The organism is Cellulomonas sp. P4_H12 (genome assembly GCF_056400905.1).
The window spans coordinates 24044-40330 of record NZ_JBFUKJ010000009.1 but is presented as its reverse complement, the minus strand read 5'-3'; the positions used below and the strand labels follow the sequence as shown (position 1 = coordinate 40330).

Sequence of the window (16287 nt, the reverse complement as noted above, 5' to 3'; positions counted from 1 at the left end):
GCGGCGTCTCGATCAGCGAGGCGTCGCTCCCGCACGTGCCGGCACCGTCGACGACCTCAGCCACCGGCTCGCCGCGGTCACCTCGGCCAGTCCGACGGTGAAGAACACCCACTGCACCGGGGACCCCCAGCCGATCATCGGCAGCTGGGCGAGGACCCAGCCCGTGAGGACGAGACCGACCCCGAGCGCGGCGCGCGGTGCTCGCGGGGATCGGCGCAGGCCCAGTACGAGCGCGGCAGCCTGCGGCACGGCCACGCACGACGCGAGGGCGGCCGCGGGCAGCAGCGGCCCCTCGACGAACGGCAGCTGGGCGACGAGCGGCTCGAACTGGCCCGACACGAAGCCCTGGACGCCGGCGACCGCCCCGGCCGCGGTCGCGCCCTCGAGGACCAGGCTCCAGCGTCGGGCGGCGGTGCTCTGTCGTGTCCTCACGTCTCGAGCCTGTGGCGGAACCGCGCGCTCGGGCCAGGGCACAAGGTCCTGGCGTGCCGGAGCCGTTCACGTGTGCCCGGCTAGAACGCGGTGTACCCGCCGTCGGCGACGAGGACGGAGCCCGTGACGAACGACGACGCGTCGCTGGCCAGGAACACGACGGCGGGCGCGAGCTCCTCGACGCTGCCGTAGCGCTGCATCGGCGCGTCGTCGATCCAGTTCTGCCGGTACGCCGGGTCGTCGACCGGGGACATCTCGGTCTTGATGTAGCCGGGCGCGAGGGCGTTGACCCGGACGCCGTACGGTCCCCACTCGGCCGCGAGGCTGCGGGTCAGGTGGTGCACGGCCGCCTTGGACGCGTTGTAGGCGGGCTGCCACTGCGGCCGGTTGACGATCAGGCCGGACATCGAGCCGATGTTGATGATCACGCCCGAGCGCTGGTCGACGAAGGTCCGCCCGAAGACCTGCGAACAGCTCCACAGCGCGTCGAGGTTCACGTCCATGACGCGCCGCCACTCCTCGGGCGTGACGTCGAGCGCGGGCGCGTGGACGCAGGTGCCCGCGTTGTTGACCAGGATGTCGACCCGGCCGAAGCGCGCCAGCGTGCTCTGCAGGACGTTCTCGACGTTCGCGCGCTCGGTGATGTCGGCGGCGAAGAACGCGCAGTCGATGCCGCGCGACTCGAGGTCGGCGACGACCCCAGCCGCCGCGTCAACGTCGCGGCCGACGAGAGCGATCGAGGCTCCGGCGTCACCGAGGGCACCGGCGAACCCCTCACCGAGCCCGCGCGTGCCGCCGGTGACCACCGCGACGCGTCCCTCGAGAGAGAACCGATCCATGGTGCTCATGGGCTTCGCCTTCCGGTCGTGAGTGTCCTGGCGGCGGAGTGGTCTCGCGCCGCTCGCACGACCTGAGTACACCCGCCAGGCGTCGTTCGGGGCGGTTTCCGACCACACGGACGACGACTCACCGGCGGCGAGCCGTCAGTCCCGTTCCTCGAGCACGGCCAGGTCGCGTTCGGCGTAGCTCCGGTGCCACCACTCCTCGTTGAGCACGACCCGGAGGCACTGTCGCGGGGTCAGGACCTCGCCCTCGTCGGGCCACCCCGGACCGACCAGCGGCTCGCCGGGCACGTCGAGCTGCTCGTCCGTCAGGCCGTCGACGACGCCCCGCACCAGGGCCATCGCGTCCAGGCGCACCGCGAGGGCGTCGTCCAGCGCCGGTCGCACCTCCCGGTCGTGCGGGACGCCGTCCCGGGGTTCCATCTGGTCCCACGGCAGGGACAACGGGTGCCACGGCCTCGGGTCGCCGACCACTCCCCGCCCGACCCACGCCTGAGAGGCGAAGGCGAGGTGCCGGAGCGTCTGGATGAAGGACCACTCGTCGGCGACCGACTCGTGGAGCTTCTCCTCGGGCAACGCGCGTGCCCGGACCACCGTCTCCGCCCACAGCCGCTCGTTCACGTCCCACGCCTGGCGAAAGCCGTCCGCCGTGATCGGGCTGAACAGCGCGCGCTCGGGATGTCGGCGATCGAGCTCGGCCTCGACCAGAGGCACCACGTCGACCCCGTTGACCACCAGGCTCTCGATCTCGCCGTCGATCGTCGTGCCCGAGACCTCGATGTCCCGCATGACCACGCCGTGCAGCGCGACCGCACGGAACGTGGAGCCCGTGAAGTCGACCCTGCTGAACCGGGAGCCCGTCATGTCGACGTTCTCGAGCACCGTCCCCTGCTGATCGTCGAAGTCCATGCCTCGCACCGTAGGACCGAGGTACGACACGCGGCCCCTGCAGCGTCGACGACAGAGCCCCTGCGGTCGCGAGCCCCTGCCAGCGGGCGGATCATCGACGACAGGCGTGCGGAGCCGATGCGACGTCCCGCCTCACGGACTCAGGCAGCGGGGCCCTCGGCGCCACATCTCGAGGTGCGCGATGAGCGAGTCCCTACCTGACCAGACCGGCACCCCCTCGGGTGCGGAGCAGGACACCGACGTCGAGGAGCTCGCGGAGCACGGCGGCGTCGGCATCTCGGCCGGAGAGCCGTCCACGTTCGAGCCGGAGGAGGACCCCGACGCGGTCGAGGACGCCGAGCCGGGGTCCTGAGCGGCGCGCGATGATCACCTCCGAGGTCGCCGACCGCGTCTACCGGCTCGATCACGCGTTCGTGAGCTGCTACCTGGTCGAAGAGGAGGGCCGGGTGCTGGTGGTCGACGCGGGGCTGCCCGCGATGTGGCCGCTGCTCGCCGGCGCCCTGCGCGAGCACGGCCTGCGCCCCGAGTCCGTCGCCGCCGTGGTGCTGACGCACGCCCACTTCGACCACCTGGGCTTCGCGGCGCGCGCGCAGACCGCACGCGGGGTCGCCGTCTGGGCGCACGTCGACGACTTCACGATCGCCGAGCACCCGTACCAGTACGCGCACGAGAATCCTCGGGCCGCGTACCCGATCCGGCACCCGCGCGCCTTGCGGATCCTGACCGCGATGGCCGTCGCGGGCGCACTGCGCGTCCCCGGGGTCCGGGGGCTGAAGCCCTTGCCGCCGGGCCGGGAGCTCGACCTTCCCGGCTCCCCCGTCGTCGTGCCGACGCCCGGGCACACGGCCGGCCACTGCGCCCTGCACCTCCCGGGCCGCGACACCGTGCTCAGCGGCGACGCGCTGGTCACACTCGATCCYTACACCGGCGCGCGAGGCCCGCAGATCGTGGCGGGCGCCGCGACGGCCGACAGTCGCCAGGCGCTCGCCTCGCTCGACGCATTGGCCGCGACCGGGGCGAGGTCGGTCCTGCCCGGCCACGGCGAGCCGTGGACCGCGGGCGTCGCGTCGGCGGTCGACGAGGCTCGTCGTCGGGGAGCGCACTGAACCCGCACCACGCGCTGCGTGCCGGCCGCCGTCGTGTGATCCCGGCTGTGAGGCTCGAGCGGGCGGCCAGGGCTCGTCGAGCGGAGGCGCTGTGACGACCGACCTCATCATCGGCACCGACTGCGCCCGGGATCCCACTCACCGTCTGGCACCCGTTCCTGCGCGCGGCCTGCTAGCTGCGGCACGGCGAGCTCGCCGTGCGGTCGCTGTCGCCCGGTGTCGGCGTGCGCGGCAAGGCCCGGTGGGGTGACGTGCGGTACAGCGTGACCGTCCACGTGCTGCCGAACGGAGTCGGTCGCCGAGCTCGGGCTCGCGGCCGACCTGGCACGTAGCGCGTGAGCACGGTCCGCCTACTGGCGCGCCATCGCGACCCGCATCCGCTCGTCCGGATCGATGACGTGGTCGTGCTCGTCGTCCCCGAGGTCGATCTGCACCCAGTGGATCTTCCCCGTGAAGCGGCTGGTGGCGGCCGTGTAGTCGGCGCTGACCGTCGTGCCGGACTCGTAGCCGATGTCGGTCGTCTCGTCGGCCGAGAAGACCATCGGCTGCGTCATGGCGACGCGCCCGCCGCCCACCGGCTCGCCGTCGTGGAAGAGAGTGACGTCCCCGCCCTTGGCGAGGCCTCCCCCGTCGTAGGCGAACTCGACCCGCACCTGGTGCGTGCCGGCCGGGACGGGCCGGTCAGCGACCACCGAGAACTCATGGATGCCGAGGACGTTGTACAGGAACGTGAGGCTGCCGTCCTTCACGTAGAAGCTCCAACCCCCGAACCGGCCCCCCTGCGCGATCACGACGCCCTGTGCCCCGGCCTCGGGCACCTCGACCTCGGCAGTCACGGAGAACGACTTGTTCTTGATGCTGACGACGCTGTTCTCCGACAGCCGTCCCATGCCGGGGAAGAACCGCTGGGAGCTCCCATGGATCAAGGTCGGCCGCCCGGCCATCGAGGGCTCGAGGCGCTCGCCGGTGCGGTCGTCCAGCGGGAGGACGTTGTACTTGGTGGCCTCGATCAGCCACAACCGCTGCAGCGTCGCCAGCATCTCCGGATGCTCCGCGACGACGTCGCGCGCCTGGCTGAAGTCGGTGCTGCCGTCGTAGAGCTCCCAGACGTCGTCGTCGAATGCCGCCAGGTTCCCCCCGACCATGACCCAGGGTGTCTTGTGCTTGGTCACGGCACTCCAGCCGCGGTGGTAGATCCCGCGGTTCCCGAACATCTCGAAGTACTGCAGGTCGTGCCGCTCCGCGGTGTCGGGCTCGTTGAACGTGTAGAGCATCGACGTGCCCTCCATCGGAGACTGCTGCACGCCGTTCACCGTGGTCGGCTCCGGCAGTCCCGCCGCCTGCAGGATGGTCGGGGCGATGTCGATGACGTGCGTGAACTGCGTCCGGAGCCCCCCGGTCTCGGTGATCCCCGCCGGCCAGTGCACGACCGTCCCGTTGCGCGTGCCGCCCCAGTGCGACGCCACCTGCTTGGTCCACTGGAGGGGCGAGTTCATCGCCCAGGCCCAGCCCACGGCGTAGTGGTTGTACGACGAGGGCGACCCGAGCTCGGCCATCTTGCTCAGCAGGAACTCGGGCGTCTCCAGGGCCGCCATGCCGTTGAAGTTGGCCATCTCGTTGAACGCGCCGTTGACCGTGCCCTCCGCCGACGCCCCGTTGTCGCCGATGATGTAGTAGACGAGCGTGTCGTCGAGCACCCCCAGGTCCTCGAGCGCGTCGATCAGCCGACCGACGTGGTGGTCGGTGTGCTCGAGGAAGCCGGCGTAGACCTCCATCTGGCGCGCCAGCACGGGCTTGAGCTCGTCGGGCATGTCGTCCCAGGCCGGGATCTCTGCGTGCCGCGCGGTCAGCTCGGTGCCCTCCGGGACGACGCCGAGCTCCTGCTGCCGGGCGAACGTCCGCCCGCGCTGCACGTCCCACCCGTCGTCGAACTGCCCGGCGTACTTCTCGATCCACTCCGGTGGGACGTGGTGCGGCGCGTGCGTCGCGCCCGGGGCGAAGTAGACGAAGAAGGGCTTGTCCGGCATGAGGGCCTTCTGCTGGCGCACCCAGCTGATGGCGTGGTCGGCCAGGTCCTCGGTCAGGTGATAGCCCTCCTCGGCCGTCGCAGGTGGCTCGACCGGCGTGGTGCCCGAGTACAGCGCCGGGTCCCACTGGTTGTTCTCCCCGCCGATGAACCCGTAGAACGTCTCGAAGCCCCCACCGCCGGACGGCCATGCGTCGAACGGACCCATCGGCGACGACTGCCAGACGGGGACCTCGTGGCACTTGCCGAACTGCGCCGTGGAGTACCCGTTGAGCTTGAGCGTCATGGCCAGCGGAGCCTTGGTGTTCGGGCGCAGCGAGCTGTTGCCGGGCGCCGACGTCGCCGTCTCGGTGATGCTCCCCATGCCGACCGAGTGGTGGTTGCGCCCCGTGAGCATCGCCTGCCGGGTGGGAGCGCACAGCGCGGTGGTGTGGAACCGGTTGTACCTCAACCCTCCGGCGGCGAGCCGCTCGGCCGTCGGCGTCGCGCACGGGCCACCGAACGCGCTCGAGGCACCGAAGCCGACGTCGTCGAGCAGCACGATCACGACGTTGGGCGCACCCTCGGGGGGCCGCAGCGGCTCGATGGGCGGGAACGACGTGTCGGGATCCTTCGCGTCGTACGTGGTGAGGCCGGGAGCCGGCCGGTCCGGGATGGGCAGCGTCCCACGCGCGTGTCGGTCGACAGTCATGACGGGTGTGCTCCTCCAGGCGGGGCGGGACAGATGTGCCCGCGGGGCGACGAACGGTCTCCTTCCGCTCATGCTGTGTCGTCGCCGGGTCGCCAGGCTCACCCGGGCGACGGCTCACCCGGGTGATCCCGCCCCCGTCAGGTGACGCAGCGGAAGCCGACGTTGCCTGCGGAGGAGTCGGGCGAGCTCGAGCTGCGGGAATCGACGCGGTACCGGAAGCAGTACGACTCGTGGCACAGGTACGACCCGCCTCGCATGACGCGCTGGGTGCCGTCCGAGGGTCCCACCGGGTCGGTGACCGGCGACTTGCGATAGGAGTCGACGGCGAACCAGTCGTGGCACCACTCCCAGACGTTGCCCGTGGTGTTGTGCAGCCCGTACCCGTTCGGAGGAAACGCGCCCGCAGGAGCCGTCCCCAGGTAGCCGTCGTCGAGCGTGTTCCGACCGGGGAACACCCCTTGCCACACGTTCATCCGGTGCTCTCCACCGGGCTCGCGCTCGTGACCCCACGGGTAGTGCGCGCCCTCGCGGCCGCCGCGGGCCGCCCGCTCCCACTCCGCCTCGGACGGCAGGCGGGCGCCGGTCCAGGCGGCGAACGCCGAGGCGTCGGACCAGCTGACGTGCACAACCGGGTGGTCCGAGCGGTCGCGGACGTCCGACTGCGGTCCCTCCGGATGTCGCCAGTCCGCGCCCTCGACCAACCGCCACCACGGCGCCGCGGCGACGCCCTGCGTGGGTGGGAAACCGTCCGGCAGCAGACCCGCGAAGACGAAGGACGAGCCGAACGCCTCCGCCTCGGTCCGGTAGCCCGTCGCGTCCACGAACCCCGCGAACTGCTCGTTGGTCACCGCGGTGCGCATGATCCGGAACGGCCGCAGATCGACGACGTGAGCCGGTCCCTCACTGTCCGACGCGTAGCCGTCAGGACCGTCGTGCCCCATCACGAACTGTCCGCCGGGAACCTCGACCATGCTGTCCAGGACGGACGTACGGAGAGCGGCCGTGCCCTCCCGCGAGACGCGGGGAGCACCCAAGGTGAGCGACGTCGGGACGTGGGAGTGCGGGGCGCCCGGAGCGCAGCACGGATGCTCGATGGTCACGGCCCTATCCTTGCGGCAAGCCGCCCCGAGCGGGTCGATGGCGGCTCACCGGCGCCCGGCGGCCTCCAGAACGTCGTGGACCTGGCCGAGGAGCTCCGAACCCCTGCATCCAGCCCGCACCCTCGACCGATCGGTGGAGGCACAGGTCCACCGGCACAGCGGCCGGCTGGTCGATGTGGGCCGGGCACGCCCTTGGGCACCGTGGACGCATGACATCAGTGATCGAGGTGCAGCAGCTGCACAAGAGGTACGGCGACATGGTCGCCGTGGACGACGTCTCGTTCGCGGTCGACGAGGGCGAGATCTTCGGGATCCTGGGCCCGAACGGCGCGGGCAAGACGACCACCGTCGAGTGCGTCGAGGGTCTGCGGCAGCCGGACGGCGGGTCGGTCCGGGTGCTCGGGCTCGTCCCGGGTCGGGACCGGGCGGAGCTCACGCAGCAGCTCGGGGTCCAGCTGCAGGACGCAAGGCTGCAGGACCGGCTGCGCGTCGACGAGGCGCTCGAGCTGTACCGGTCGTTCTACCGCGAGCCCGCTGATGCGGACGACCTGCTCCACGCCCTCGGGCTGTACGAGGTCCGTCGCACGAGGTTCGGCAAGCTCTCGGGCGGCCAGCGCCAGCGGCTGTCCATCGCTCTCGCGCTCGTCGGCAACCCGCGGGTCGCGGTGCTCGACGAGCTCACGACGGGCCTCGACCCGCGGGCCCGCCGCGAGGCGTGGCGGCTGATCGCGCAGGTGCGGGCGCGCGGCGTCACCATCGTCCTCGTCACCCACTTCATGGAGGAGGCCGAGCGGCTCTGCGACCGCGTGGCGGTGATCGACCGCGGCCGCGTGGTGACCGTCGACAGCCCGGCCGCGCTGGCGGCGCGCGCCGCGCGGGACCTCGGCGTCGAGCGGGCCAGCCTCGAAGACGCGTTCGTGGCGCTGACGGGACAGGGTTCCGATGTCGACTGAGGCCGTCCGGCGGTTGACCGCCACCGAGCTCGTCCTGTTCCTGCGCGACAAGACCGGCCCCGTCTTCGGGCTCGCGTTCCCCGTCGTGCTGCTGTCGATCTTCGGCAACCTCGACTTCTTCACCGACCCCTCCCACGGGTTCGACGGCCAGCCCCTGCTCGTCGTGTACGTCCCGATCCTCGTGTGCTTCGTCGTCGCCATGCTCTCGCTCAACACGGTCCCGCCGACGCTTGCCGGCTACCGGGAGCAGGGCGTCCTGCGCCGCCTGCGGACGACTCCCGTCGGCCCGGCACGCGTGCTCATTGCGCAGCTCGTCGTCTGCTTCGGGTCGGCGCTGGTCGCCGTCGCGCTGCTGCTCGCGGTCGCGCGCATCGCGTTCGACGTGCCGCTGCCCCGCGACCCCGTCGCGTTCGCGCTGACCACGGTGCTCGCCGCGCTCGCGCTCATCGGGATCGGGCTGCTCGTCGCCGCGGTCGCGCCGACCGCCAAGGCCGCGAACGCCGCCGGGTCGCTGCTCTTCTACGTGCTCACCTTCTTCGCCGGGCTCTGGTTGCCGCTCGCCGCGATGCCGGAGACGCTTCGACGTGTCAGTGAGGCGACGCCGCTGGGCGCGGCGGTCCAGGCTCTGAGCGAGGCGACCCAGGGAGAATGGCCGTCATCCGGGCAGCTCGCGCTGCTGGCGGGCTACGCGGTGGTCAGCGCCGCGCTCGGGATCCGGCTGTTCCGATGGGAGTAGTGATGCGGCACCCCATGCCCATGGAGGTCATGGACGACACGGCGAGACGACTCCTGCCGGTCGTCAGCGTGGCGCCGTACGCGCTGCTGGCGGTTGTGGGGGCCGTCACGTCCCTGCCCCATCCCGACGACGCCGCCCGCGCCAACCTCGGCCTGTGCCTGCTCGCTGCGCTCTGGGTCCTGTGGTTCTACACGCTGCACCCGTCGTGGCGGGTCCGGCGTGTGCCGATGGCGATCTTCTTCACGGGCTTCGTCGCGATCCTGCTCGTGCTCGTGCTGCGACAACCGGCGTTCGGTTTCGTCACGCCGGCCGCCTACCTCTTCGCGTTCGGTCTGCTGCCGTGGCCCTGGCGGCTGGTCGGCGTCGGATCCGTCGCCTTCGTCGCGGGTGTCGCCCAGGCATCGGGCATCCCCGCGTCGGACGCCGCGGGCTGGGCGCTGCACGCGGGGATCATCGCGATCAACGTGGTGCCGTTCTGCGCGTGGGCCTGGCTCGACTGGCGCAACGACGAGGCACGTGACCAGCGGGAACGGACGGTGGCACAGCTGGAGGCGTCCCATCGCGCGCTCGAGGTGACGCTCGCGGAGAACGCCGCGCTGCACGACCGCCTGCTGGCCCAGGCCCGTGAGGCAGGGGTGCGCGACGAGCGGCAACGGATGGCCGGCGAGATCCACGACACCCTCGCGCAGGGCCTGATCGGCATCGTCACCCAGCTGCAGGCCGCGGAGCAGGCGGCCGACGACCCCGATCGGTGGCACCGCCACGTCACGGCCGCGACCCGGCTGGCCCGTGAGAGCCTGGTCGAAGCCCGCCGATCGGTGGAGGCGCTGCGTCCCGAGGCCCTGCGCGAGGCCCGGTTGGGCGACGCCCTCGAGTCCGTCGTCCGCACCTGGTCGAGCCGGGAAGGCATCCCGGTCGAGGTGACGACCACGGGTGACGAACGGCCGCTGCGTCCCGCGACCGAGCTCGCGCTCCTGCGCACCGCTCAGGAGGCGTTGGCCAACGTCGCCGCCCACGCCGACGCCGGCCGGGTCGGCGTGACGCTCTCCTACCTCGACGGCCAGGTCGCGCTCGACGTCCGCGACGACGGCCGCGGGTTCGACCCGGTCCGTCCTCCCGCGTCGGCCGGAGGCTTCGGACTGGTCGCCATGCGACAACGGATCGAGGCGCTCTCCGGCACCCTGCAGGTCGAGTCCGAGGCCTGCACCGGCACGGCCATCTCCGCGGCAGTCCCCGCATGATCACGCTGCTGGTGGTCGACGACCATCCGGTCGTCCGCAACGGGCTCACGGGCATGTTCGCCAGCGACCCTGAGTTCGAGGTCGTCGGGGAGGCCGGCGACGGCGCCGAGGCCGTCCGCCTGGCCGTCGCCCTCGACCCCGACGTCATCCTCATGGACCTGCGGATGCCCGACGGGGACGGCGTCACCGCGATCGGCGAGCTCACGCGCCGCAAGGTGGCGAGCCGCGTCCTCGTGCTGACGACGTACGACACCGACAGCTACGTCGTGCCCGCGATCGAGGCCGGTGCGACCGGCTACCTGCTCAAGGACGCGCCGCGCGACGAGCTGCTCCGCGCCGTGCGCGCCGCCGCGCGCGGCGAGTCGGTCCTCGCGCCCGCCGTGGCGGGACGCCTGATGAACCGCGTGCGGACGCCGGCGGCCGGCCCGCTCAGCCCGCGGGAGCTCCAGGTGCTCGAGCTGGTCGCCGGGGGTCGCACCAACCAGGAGGCCGCGGCGGAGCTGTTCATCAGCCAGGCGACCGTCAAGACGCACCTGCTCACCATCTACGCGAAGCTCGGCGTCGGCGACCGGGCCGCCGCGGTCGCGGAGGCGTTCCACCGGGGACTGTTCACGCCGAAGGGGTGACCGGGCCCGCAGGGCCGCGCCGCTCTGACATTCTCTGGCTGAGCCGGGCCGGGTAGTTTGCCGGGATGAAGCCGATCCACGTCGGCCTGATGGCCGACCCCGCGGCGCCCACCGACATCGCCCGCCCGATGAGCGACTTGAGAGCGCCATCGGGGAACGGCCAGGGCCCGTGGGACGTCGAGGTCGTGAGCGAGCCGTTCACCACGGGGTCCGAGGACGTCGCCACCGCTATCGAGCGGCTGCAGGACCACGCGCGGCAACGCGGGTGGGATCTGGTGGTCGGGCTGACCGAGCTGCCGATCCGCGACGACGAGGGCACGTACATGCTGGTCATGACGGATCCGGGCCGACGGACGGCGGTGCTGTCGCTGCCGGCGCTCGGCGGGCTCCGGATGCACGCACGCACGCGCCACGCGGTTCGCGAGCTCGTGAGCGGGATGGCGGACACGGCGACTCCCGAGGAGCACCGTCTGCCGCTCCCCCGCCGCACCGGCCGCTCGCGACTTCTTCTGGGCATGGTGCTCGCCAATCGCCCGTGGCTCCTCGTGCCGGGGCTCAAGTCCGCGCTCGTCGCGGCCCTCGCGACCGGCGCCGTCGCGACGATCAACTCCACCGTGTGGCTCCTCGCGGGCTCCCTGTCGTGGTGGCGTCTGACGATCGCGACCATCGTCTCCATCGCGGCCGTCGTCGGGTGGCTGGTGATCGACGCCGGTCTGTGGGACCGCCCGGAAGACGGCTCGGCCGAGGCCCGGGAGAGGTCCCGGCTCTACAACACGTCGACCGTCATGACCCTGACGGCCGGAGTCCTGATCTGCTACGTCGGCCTCTACCTGGTGAACCTCGTCTGGGCACTGTTCGTCCTCGACCCGGGCGTGATGAGCGGCTACCTCGACTCCTCGCTCGGATACGGCGACCTCTTCGTGCTGGCCTGGTTCGTCGCGTCGGCGGCGACCGTCGGCGGCGGCCTCGGCAGCGGCCTGGAGTCGGACGAAGCGGTCCGAGCAGCCGCCTACTCGAAGCGCGAGGAGGAACGCCGCAACCGCCTCGCAGGCGACCGGACCTAGGACGCGTTCTCTTCGACCGAGCTGTCGATTTCGGCGAGGCTCGTCCGTCACAGTGGTGACAGGCACACGGAGCAGCCGCACAGGAGGAGCGACATGACGCAGTACGCCATCTACTTCCAGCAGCAGTGGGTCGGAGACCACTCGGCCGAGTGGTTCCAGACGCGCGTGGAGCCCAGCACCGCAGTCGTGCGTGACATGGAGGCCGCCGGGGTGCTGGTCTTCGCCGGCGGGCTCGACGAGGACATGGCGGACGCGTTCAGCGCCGACGCCACGAGCGGGACCGTCGTGATCACCGACGGCCCCTACACCGAGACCACCGAGTACCTGGGCGGGATCACCGTCATCGACGTGCCCGACCTGGAGACGGCCAAGATGTGGGCGGGCAGGGTCGCCGAGGGGTGCGGCTGGCCCCAGGAGGTTCGGGTCGTCAGGTAGGTCCCCGAGGTCTGACGCGTCGGCCGCACGGGTCGGCCGACGCGTCAGACGGCTGGACACGGACGGGCGGGACCGGTCCCGCGGGAGTTCGTTCGGCGCCTGCGTCCCGAGAGGCGCCCGACGGTGCACGGTGGCAGGCTCTATGGAGCGTTCAGCAGCGCGGCGCCCCCGGCTCCCCCCTCGAGGAGGTGCGCCCGTGCGAGCGATGGTCTACCGAGGTCCCTACAAGATCCGCGTCGAGGAGAAGGACGTCCCGCGGATCGAGCACCCGAACGACGCCATCGTCCGGGTAACGCTGGCCGCGATCTGCGGCTCTGACCTGCACCTTTATCACGGAATGATGCCCGACACCCGCATCGGGCACACGTTCGGGCACGAGTTCATCGGCGTCGTCGACCAGGTCGGCCCGTCCGTGCAGAACCTGTCGGTCGGCGACCGCGTGATGGTCCCGTTCAACGTGTACTGCGGATCGTGCTTCTTCTGCGCGCGGGGCCTGTACTCGAACTGCCACAACGTGAACCCGAACGCCACGGCGGTCGGCGGCATCTACGGCTACTCGCACACGACGGGCGGGTACGACGGAGCGCAGGCCGAGTACGTGCGGGTGCCGTTCGCGGACGTCGGCCCGCAGCGGATCCCGGAGTGGATGGACGACGAAGATGCGGTGCTGCTGACCGACGCGCTCTCCACCGGGTACTTCGGCGCACAGCTCGGCGACATCCACGAGGGTGACGTCGTCGTCGTCCTCGGCGCCGGCCCGGTCGGGCTGTTCGCCGCGCGGTCGGCCTGGCTGATGGGAGCCGGGCGGGTCATCGTCGTCGACCACCTCGACTACCGCCTGGAGAAGGCCAGGACCTTCGCGTACGCGGAGACGATCAACTTCGCGGAGCACGACGACCTGGTCGTCCTGCTCAAGAAGATGACCGACTATCTCGGCGCCGACGTCGTCATCGACGCCGTCGGTGCCGAGGCGGACGGCAACCTGGTGCAGCACGTCACGAGTGCCAAGCTCAAGCTGCAGGGCGGATCGCCCGTCGCGCTCAACTGGGCCATCGACTCGGTGCGCAAGGGCGGCACCGTCTCCGTGATGGGTGCCTACGGCCCCCTCTTCAGCGCCGTGAAGTTCGGCGACGCCATGAACAAGGGCCTGACGATCCGCACCAACCAGGCGCCGGTGAAGCGCCAGTGGCCGCGACTGTTCGAGCACATCCAGAACGGCTACCTGAAGCCGTCCGACATCGTGACTCACCGCATCCCCCTCGAGCACATCGCCGAGGGCTACCACATGTTCTCCGCGAAGCTCGACGGGTGCATCAAGACGCTCGTCGTGCCCGACGCGGCCTGAGGAGGCACGTCATGGCCTACACGTCCGAGAAGCCGCCGCTGGCCGAGTCGACCGACCAGCTGCGGGCCCGCATCCCCGGCTGGGGCGCCGACCTCGACCCCGCCGACCGCCCGGCGGTCCCCCGGGAGAGGTTCGACCTGGAGACCGGCGCCCACTGGGACTTCCCCGAGCGGCAGGAGGAGCTCGCCCCGCGGGAACGGTCGATCGAGCACGAGTTCCTGACGCCGGTGTTCGGCACGGCCCAACCCCTGCGCGGGCTGTCGGGCACGGTCCGCTCCTACGCGTACGAGCGGTACAGCGAAGGGCGCGCGGCGCACTGGCTGCTGCTGGTGCTCGGGGACCGGATCGACGCCCTCGAGCACCACGCGTCCTCGCTGCTCACCACGCGCCCCGACAACCCGGTCACCGAGACCGGTGTGCTCAGCGAGCGCCGTCGGCACGGTCTGCAGTCCCGGACGGAGGGCCACCGGGTCGACCGGGTGCACCAGCCGCTCGACCCGATCCTCGTCGGCGGCCCGTGGGTGCTCGCGGCGGTCGGAGGCATCGCCGCCGCGATGCTCGCCGGTCGGGCCGTGCGGGCGCTGCGCGTGCCGGGTCGGTGAACCCGGAGGGCGGGCTCGCCCGCTCCGCCCGGTCGACGGGCACGCGGCGCCAGGGCAGTCCGGACCCGCTCTGGCGGGGAAGCTCACCGCCGGTACTGCACGGGCGTCGAGGGAGAGGCGACAGCACTATGTCCGAGGCCGTCGGCCCTGTGGGACCACCGCACGCCGCCGCCGTGGACCGGGTGCCCGATCAGGGGCCGCGTCTCCACGGTCCCGGCCCCAGCGAACCTCGGTCCGGGAGCCAGTCACGTCGGCTTCGTGACGCCCTCGTCGGGCCGGGACTCCTCCCCCGCCCCTTCGGGACCTGGCCGTCCCGCGGCGCTGGTCCCCGTGCGCGTGGGCAGATGCGCTCGCTGCTGACCACGGTKCGGCTGGTCCGGGGCGTGACGGCGGGGACCCTTCTTCGCAGCGACGGGCGGACCCAGCCGTTGCCGGGCGTGGACGGCGACCCGCTGCTCGACGTCGGCTCGCCCGTGCTCGGCCTGGCCGGCGTGCGGATCGCCGGCGGCCAGGTGTACTCGTCCTTCCTCTGGCCACGGGGCGGCTGGCACGCGCCCGGCGGCCACTCGCGAGTCACCATCCTGGCCGCACCCGAGGACGCGCCCGTGCGGGTTACGGGCGTCGTTCTCCTCTCTGACGTGCCCGACCTGCACGGACTGACGCCGCGTGAGCTCGAGGTGCTCGGTCTCGTCGTCGACGGCTGCTCGAACCAGGAGATCGCTCGGACGATGGTCGTGGCGCAACGCACCGCCGCGGCCCACATCGAGCACCTGCTCGTGAAGCTCGGCGCGCCGACGCGGACGCTCGCGGCGGTACGCGCCGAGCGGGAGGGTCTCTATGTCCCGCGGTACCGGGGTTCGGGTGCGGCCAGCCGGCCCAGGTCCACAGCGGCCTGCTGAGCGGGCTCGATCCGACCCGAGATGGGCATGTCTACCGATACCGAGCGACGGTCGGCTCCGGGTGGACTGGACGGGAACCCCCGCCCCGACGGCGGGGCCAACCGTGACGAGGAGGCACCATGAAGGCGGTGGTCTACGAAGGGCCGCGACAGGTCAGCGCCAAGGACGTACCCGACGCACGGATCGAGCGGCCGACCGACGTGCTGGTGAGGATCACGTCGGCGAACATCTGCGGCTCCGATCTGCACATGTACGAAGGCCGGACCGACTTCGAGCCTGGCCGCTGGTTCGGGCACGAGAACCTGGGCCAGGTCGTCGAGGTGGGCGACGGTGTCGACAAGGTGCAGGTCGGCGAGTACGTCGTGCTGCCGTTCAACATCGCGTGCGGGCACTGCAAGAACTGTGAGCGCCAGCTGACGAACTACTGTCTGACCGCCCAGCCGGAGCCCCAGATGGCCGGCGCGGCGTACGGCTTCGCCGACATGGGCCCGTACGGCGGGGGTCAGGCCGAGCTGCTGCGTGTGCCGTGGGGCGACTTCAACTGCCTGCGGCTCGGGGAGGACGCCGAGCAGCGCCAGACCGACTACGTGATGCTCGCCGACATCTTCCCGACCGGATATCACGCGACCGAGATGGCCGGTGTGAAGCCCGGCGACCAGACGGTGATCTACGGCGCTGGACCCGTCGGGCTCATGGCCGCCCTCTCGGCGACCATCCGTGGGGCCAGCAAGGTGATGGTCGTCGACCGGCATCCCGACCGTCTGCGGCTCGCCGAGTCCATCGGGGCGATCGCCATCGACGACTCGAAGGTCGACCCGGTCCAGGCCGTCCTCGACCAGACGATGGGGCTCGGGGCCGACAACGGGTGCGAGTGCGTCGGGTACCAGGCCCATGAGCCCGACGGCGAGGAGCACGCCAACCTGACGATGAACCGGCTGGTCGCCTCCGTGCGGTTCACCGGGACGATCGGTTGCGTCGGGGTCTTCGTGCCTGAGGATCCCGGCGCCAGCGACGACCTGGCGAAGCAGGGCAAGCTCGCCTTCGACTACGGCATGTTCTGGTTCAAGGGCCAGCACATCGGCAGCGGCCAGGCGCCGGTCAAGAAGTACAACCGACAGCTGCGCGACCTGATCGCGGCGGGTAAGGCCGAGCCGTCGTTCATCGTGAGCCACGAGCTGCCCCTGGACCGGGCGCCGGAGGCCTACGAGCACTTCGACAAGCGGGACGACGGCTGGACCAAGGTCGTCCTGCACCCCACGATGGCGGGAGCGGGTGCGTGA

The 16287-nt window shown here is 71.6% G+C and carries 17 protein-coding genes; 12 read left to right on the top strand and 5 right to left on the bottom strand.

Annotated elements, in window-relative coordinates; genetic code table 11:
- Positions 1-12: 12 nt before the first annotated feature.
- The 3 genes from AC1DQC_RS06740 to AC1DQC_RS06730 all read right to left on the bottom strand — a co-directional run bounded on the left by AC1DQC_RS06740 (position 13) and on the right by AC1DQC_RS06730 (position 2183).
- Positions 13-432 (bottom strand): hypothetical protein, encoded by a 420-nt coding sequence (locus tag AC1DQC_RS06740; RefSeq protein ID WP_477050450.1) that lies wholly within the window; start codon positions 430-432, stop codon positions 13-15.
- Between the two features lie 80 nt (positions 433-512).
- Positions 513-1280, bottom strand: a complete 768-nt coding sequence (locus tag AC1DQC_RS06735) for an SDR family NAD(P)-dependent oxidoreductase (RefSeq protein WP_477050449.1) — start codon at positions 1278-1280, stop codon at positions 513-515.
- A 135-nt stretch (positions 1281-1415) separates the two neighbouring features.
- Positions 1416-2183: a DinB family protein gene (locus AC1DQC_RS06730; RefSeq protein WP_477050448.1), complete on the bottom strand. Its 768-nt coding sequence runs from the start codon at positions 2181-2183 to the stop codon at positions 1416-1418.
- A gap of 181 nt (positions 2184-2364) precedes the next feature.
- Between AC1DQC_RS06730 and AC1DQC_RS06725 the strand changes: the two genes are divergently transcribed.
- Together AC1DQC_RS06725 and AC1DQC_RS06720 are read left to right on the top strand one after the other, a co-directional pair.
- Positions 2365-2535: a hypothetical protein gene (locus tag AC1DQC_RS06725; RefSeq protein ID WP_477050447.1), complete on the top strand. Its 171-nt coding sequence runs from the start codon at positions 2365-2367 to the stop codon at positions 2533-2535.
- A 10-nt stretch (positions 2536-2545) separates the two neighbouring features.
- On the top strand, positions 2546-3289 hold the full coding sequence (locus tag AC1DQC_RS06720; protein WP_477050446.1) for an MBL fold metallo-hydrolase: 744 nt from the start codon (positions 2546-2548) through the stop codon (positions 3287-3289).
- Positions 3290-3639: 350 nt separating this feature from the next.
- On the opposite strand, the gene AC1DQC_RS06715 is transcribed toward AC1DQC_RS06720, so the two are convergent.
- Both AC1DQC_RS06715 and AC1DQC_RS06710 read right to left on the bottom strand, forming a co-directional pair.
- Positions 3640-6006 (bottom strand): sulfatase-like hydrolase/transferase, encoded by a 2367-nt coding sequence (locus AC1DQC_RS06715; RefSeq protein WP_477050445.1) that lies wholly within the window; start codon positions 6004-6006, stop codon positions 3640-3642.
- A gap of 137 nt (positions 6007-6143) precedes the next feature.
- Positions 6144-7106 (bottom strand): formylglycine-generating enzyme family protein, encoded by a 963-nt coding sequence (locus AC1DQC_RS06710; RefSeq protein WP_477050444.1) that lies wholly within the window; start codon positions 7104-7106, stop codon positions 6144-6146.
- Between the two features lie 209 nt (positions 7107-7315).
- Between AC1DQC_RS06710 and AC1DQC_RS06705 the strand changes: the two genes are divergently transcribed.
- From AC1DQC_RS06705 to AC1DQC_RS06660, 10 genes are all read left to right on the top strand, one after another.
- Positions 7316-8059, top strand: coding sequence for an ABC transporter ATP-binding protein (locus tag AC1DQC_RS06705; RefSeq protein WP_477050443.1), 744 nt, complete (start codon positions 7316-7318; stop codon positions 8057-8059).
- Entirely contained in the window at positions 8049-8795 is a 747-nt protein-coding gene (locus tag AC1DQC_RS06700; RefSeq protein ID WP_477050442.1) for an ABC transporter permease, read from the top strand. Before AC1DQC_RS06705 ends, AC1DQC_RS06700 begins: the two co-directional genes overlap by 11 nt.
- A 2-nt stretch (positions 8796-8797) precedes the next feature.
- On the top strand, positions 8798-10036 hold the full coding sequence (locus AC1DQC_RS06695; protein WP_477050441.1) for a sensor histidine kinase: 1239 nt from the start codon (positions 8798-8800) through the stop codon (positions 10034-10036).
- Complete coding sequence (locus AC1DQC_RS06690) at positions 10033-10662, top strand: response regulator (RefSeq protein ID WP_477050440.1); 630 nt, start codon at positions 10033-10035, stop codon at positions 10660-10662. The genes AC1DQC_RS06695 and AC1DQC_RS06690 overlap by 4 nt, the downstream gene beginning before the upstream one ends.
- Positions 10663-10727: 65 nt before the next feature.
- Positions 10728-11726: a hypothetical protein gene (locus tag AC1DQC_RS06685; RefSeq protein ID WP_477050439.1), complete on the top strand. Its 999-nt coding sequence runs from the start codon at positions 10728-10730 to the stop codon at positions 11724-11726.
- A 93-nt stretch (positions 11727-11819) separates the two neighbouring features.
- On the top strand, positions 11820-12161 hold the full coding sequence (locus AC1DQC_RS06680; protein WP_477050438.1) for a YciI family protein: 342 nt from the start codon (positions 11820-11822) through the stop codon (positions 12159-12161).
- A gap of 196 nt (positions 12162-12357) precedes the next feature.
- Entirely contained in the window at positions 12358-13506 is a 1149-nt protein-coding gene (locus tag AC1DQC_RS06675) for a zinc-dependent alcohol dehydrogenase (protein WP_477050437.1), read from the top strand.
- Positions 13507-13517: 11 nt separating this feature from the next.
- The gene (locus AC1DQC_RS06670) at positions 13518-14108 is read left to right on the top strand and encodes a hypothetical protein (protein WP_477050436.1); all 591 of its coding nucleotides are present in this window, start codon (positions 13518-13520) and stop codon (positions 14106-14108) included.
- A gap of 344 nt (positions 14109-14452) precedes the next feature.
- The gene (locus AC1DQC_RS06665) at positions 14453-15007 is read left to right on the top strand and encodes a response regulator transcription factor (protein ID WP_477050435.1); all 555 of its coding nucleotides are present in this window, start codon (positions 14453-14455) and stop codon (positions 15005-15007) included.
- A gap of 119 nt (positions 15008-15126) precedes the next feature.
- Positions 15127-16287, top strand: coding sequence for a glutathione-independent formaldehyde dehydrogenase (locus AC1DQC_RS06660; RefSeq protein ID WP_477050434.1), 1161 nt, complete (start codon positions 15127-15129; stop codon positions 16285-16287).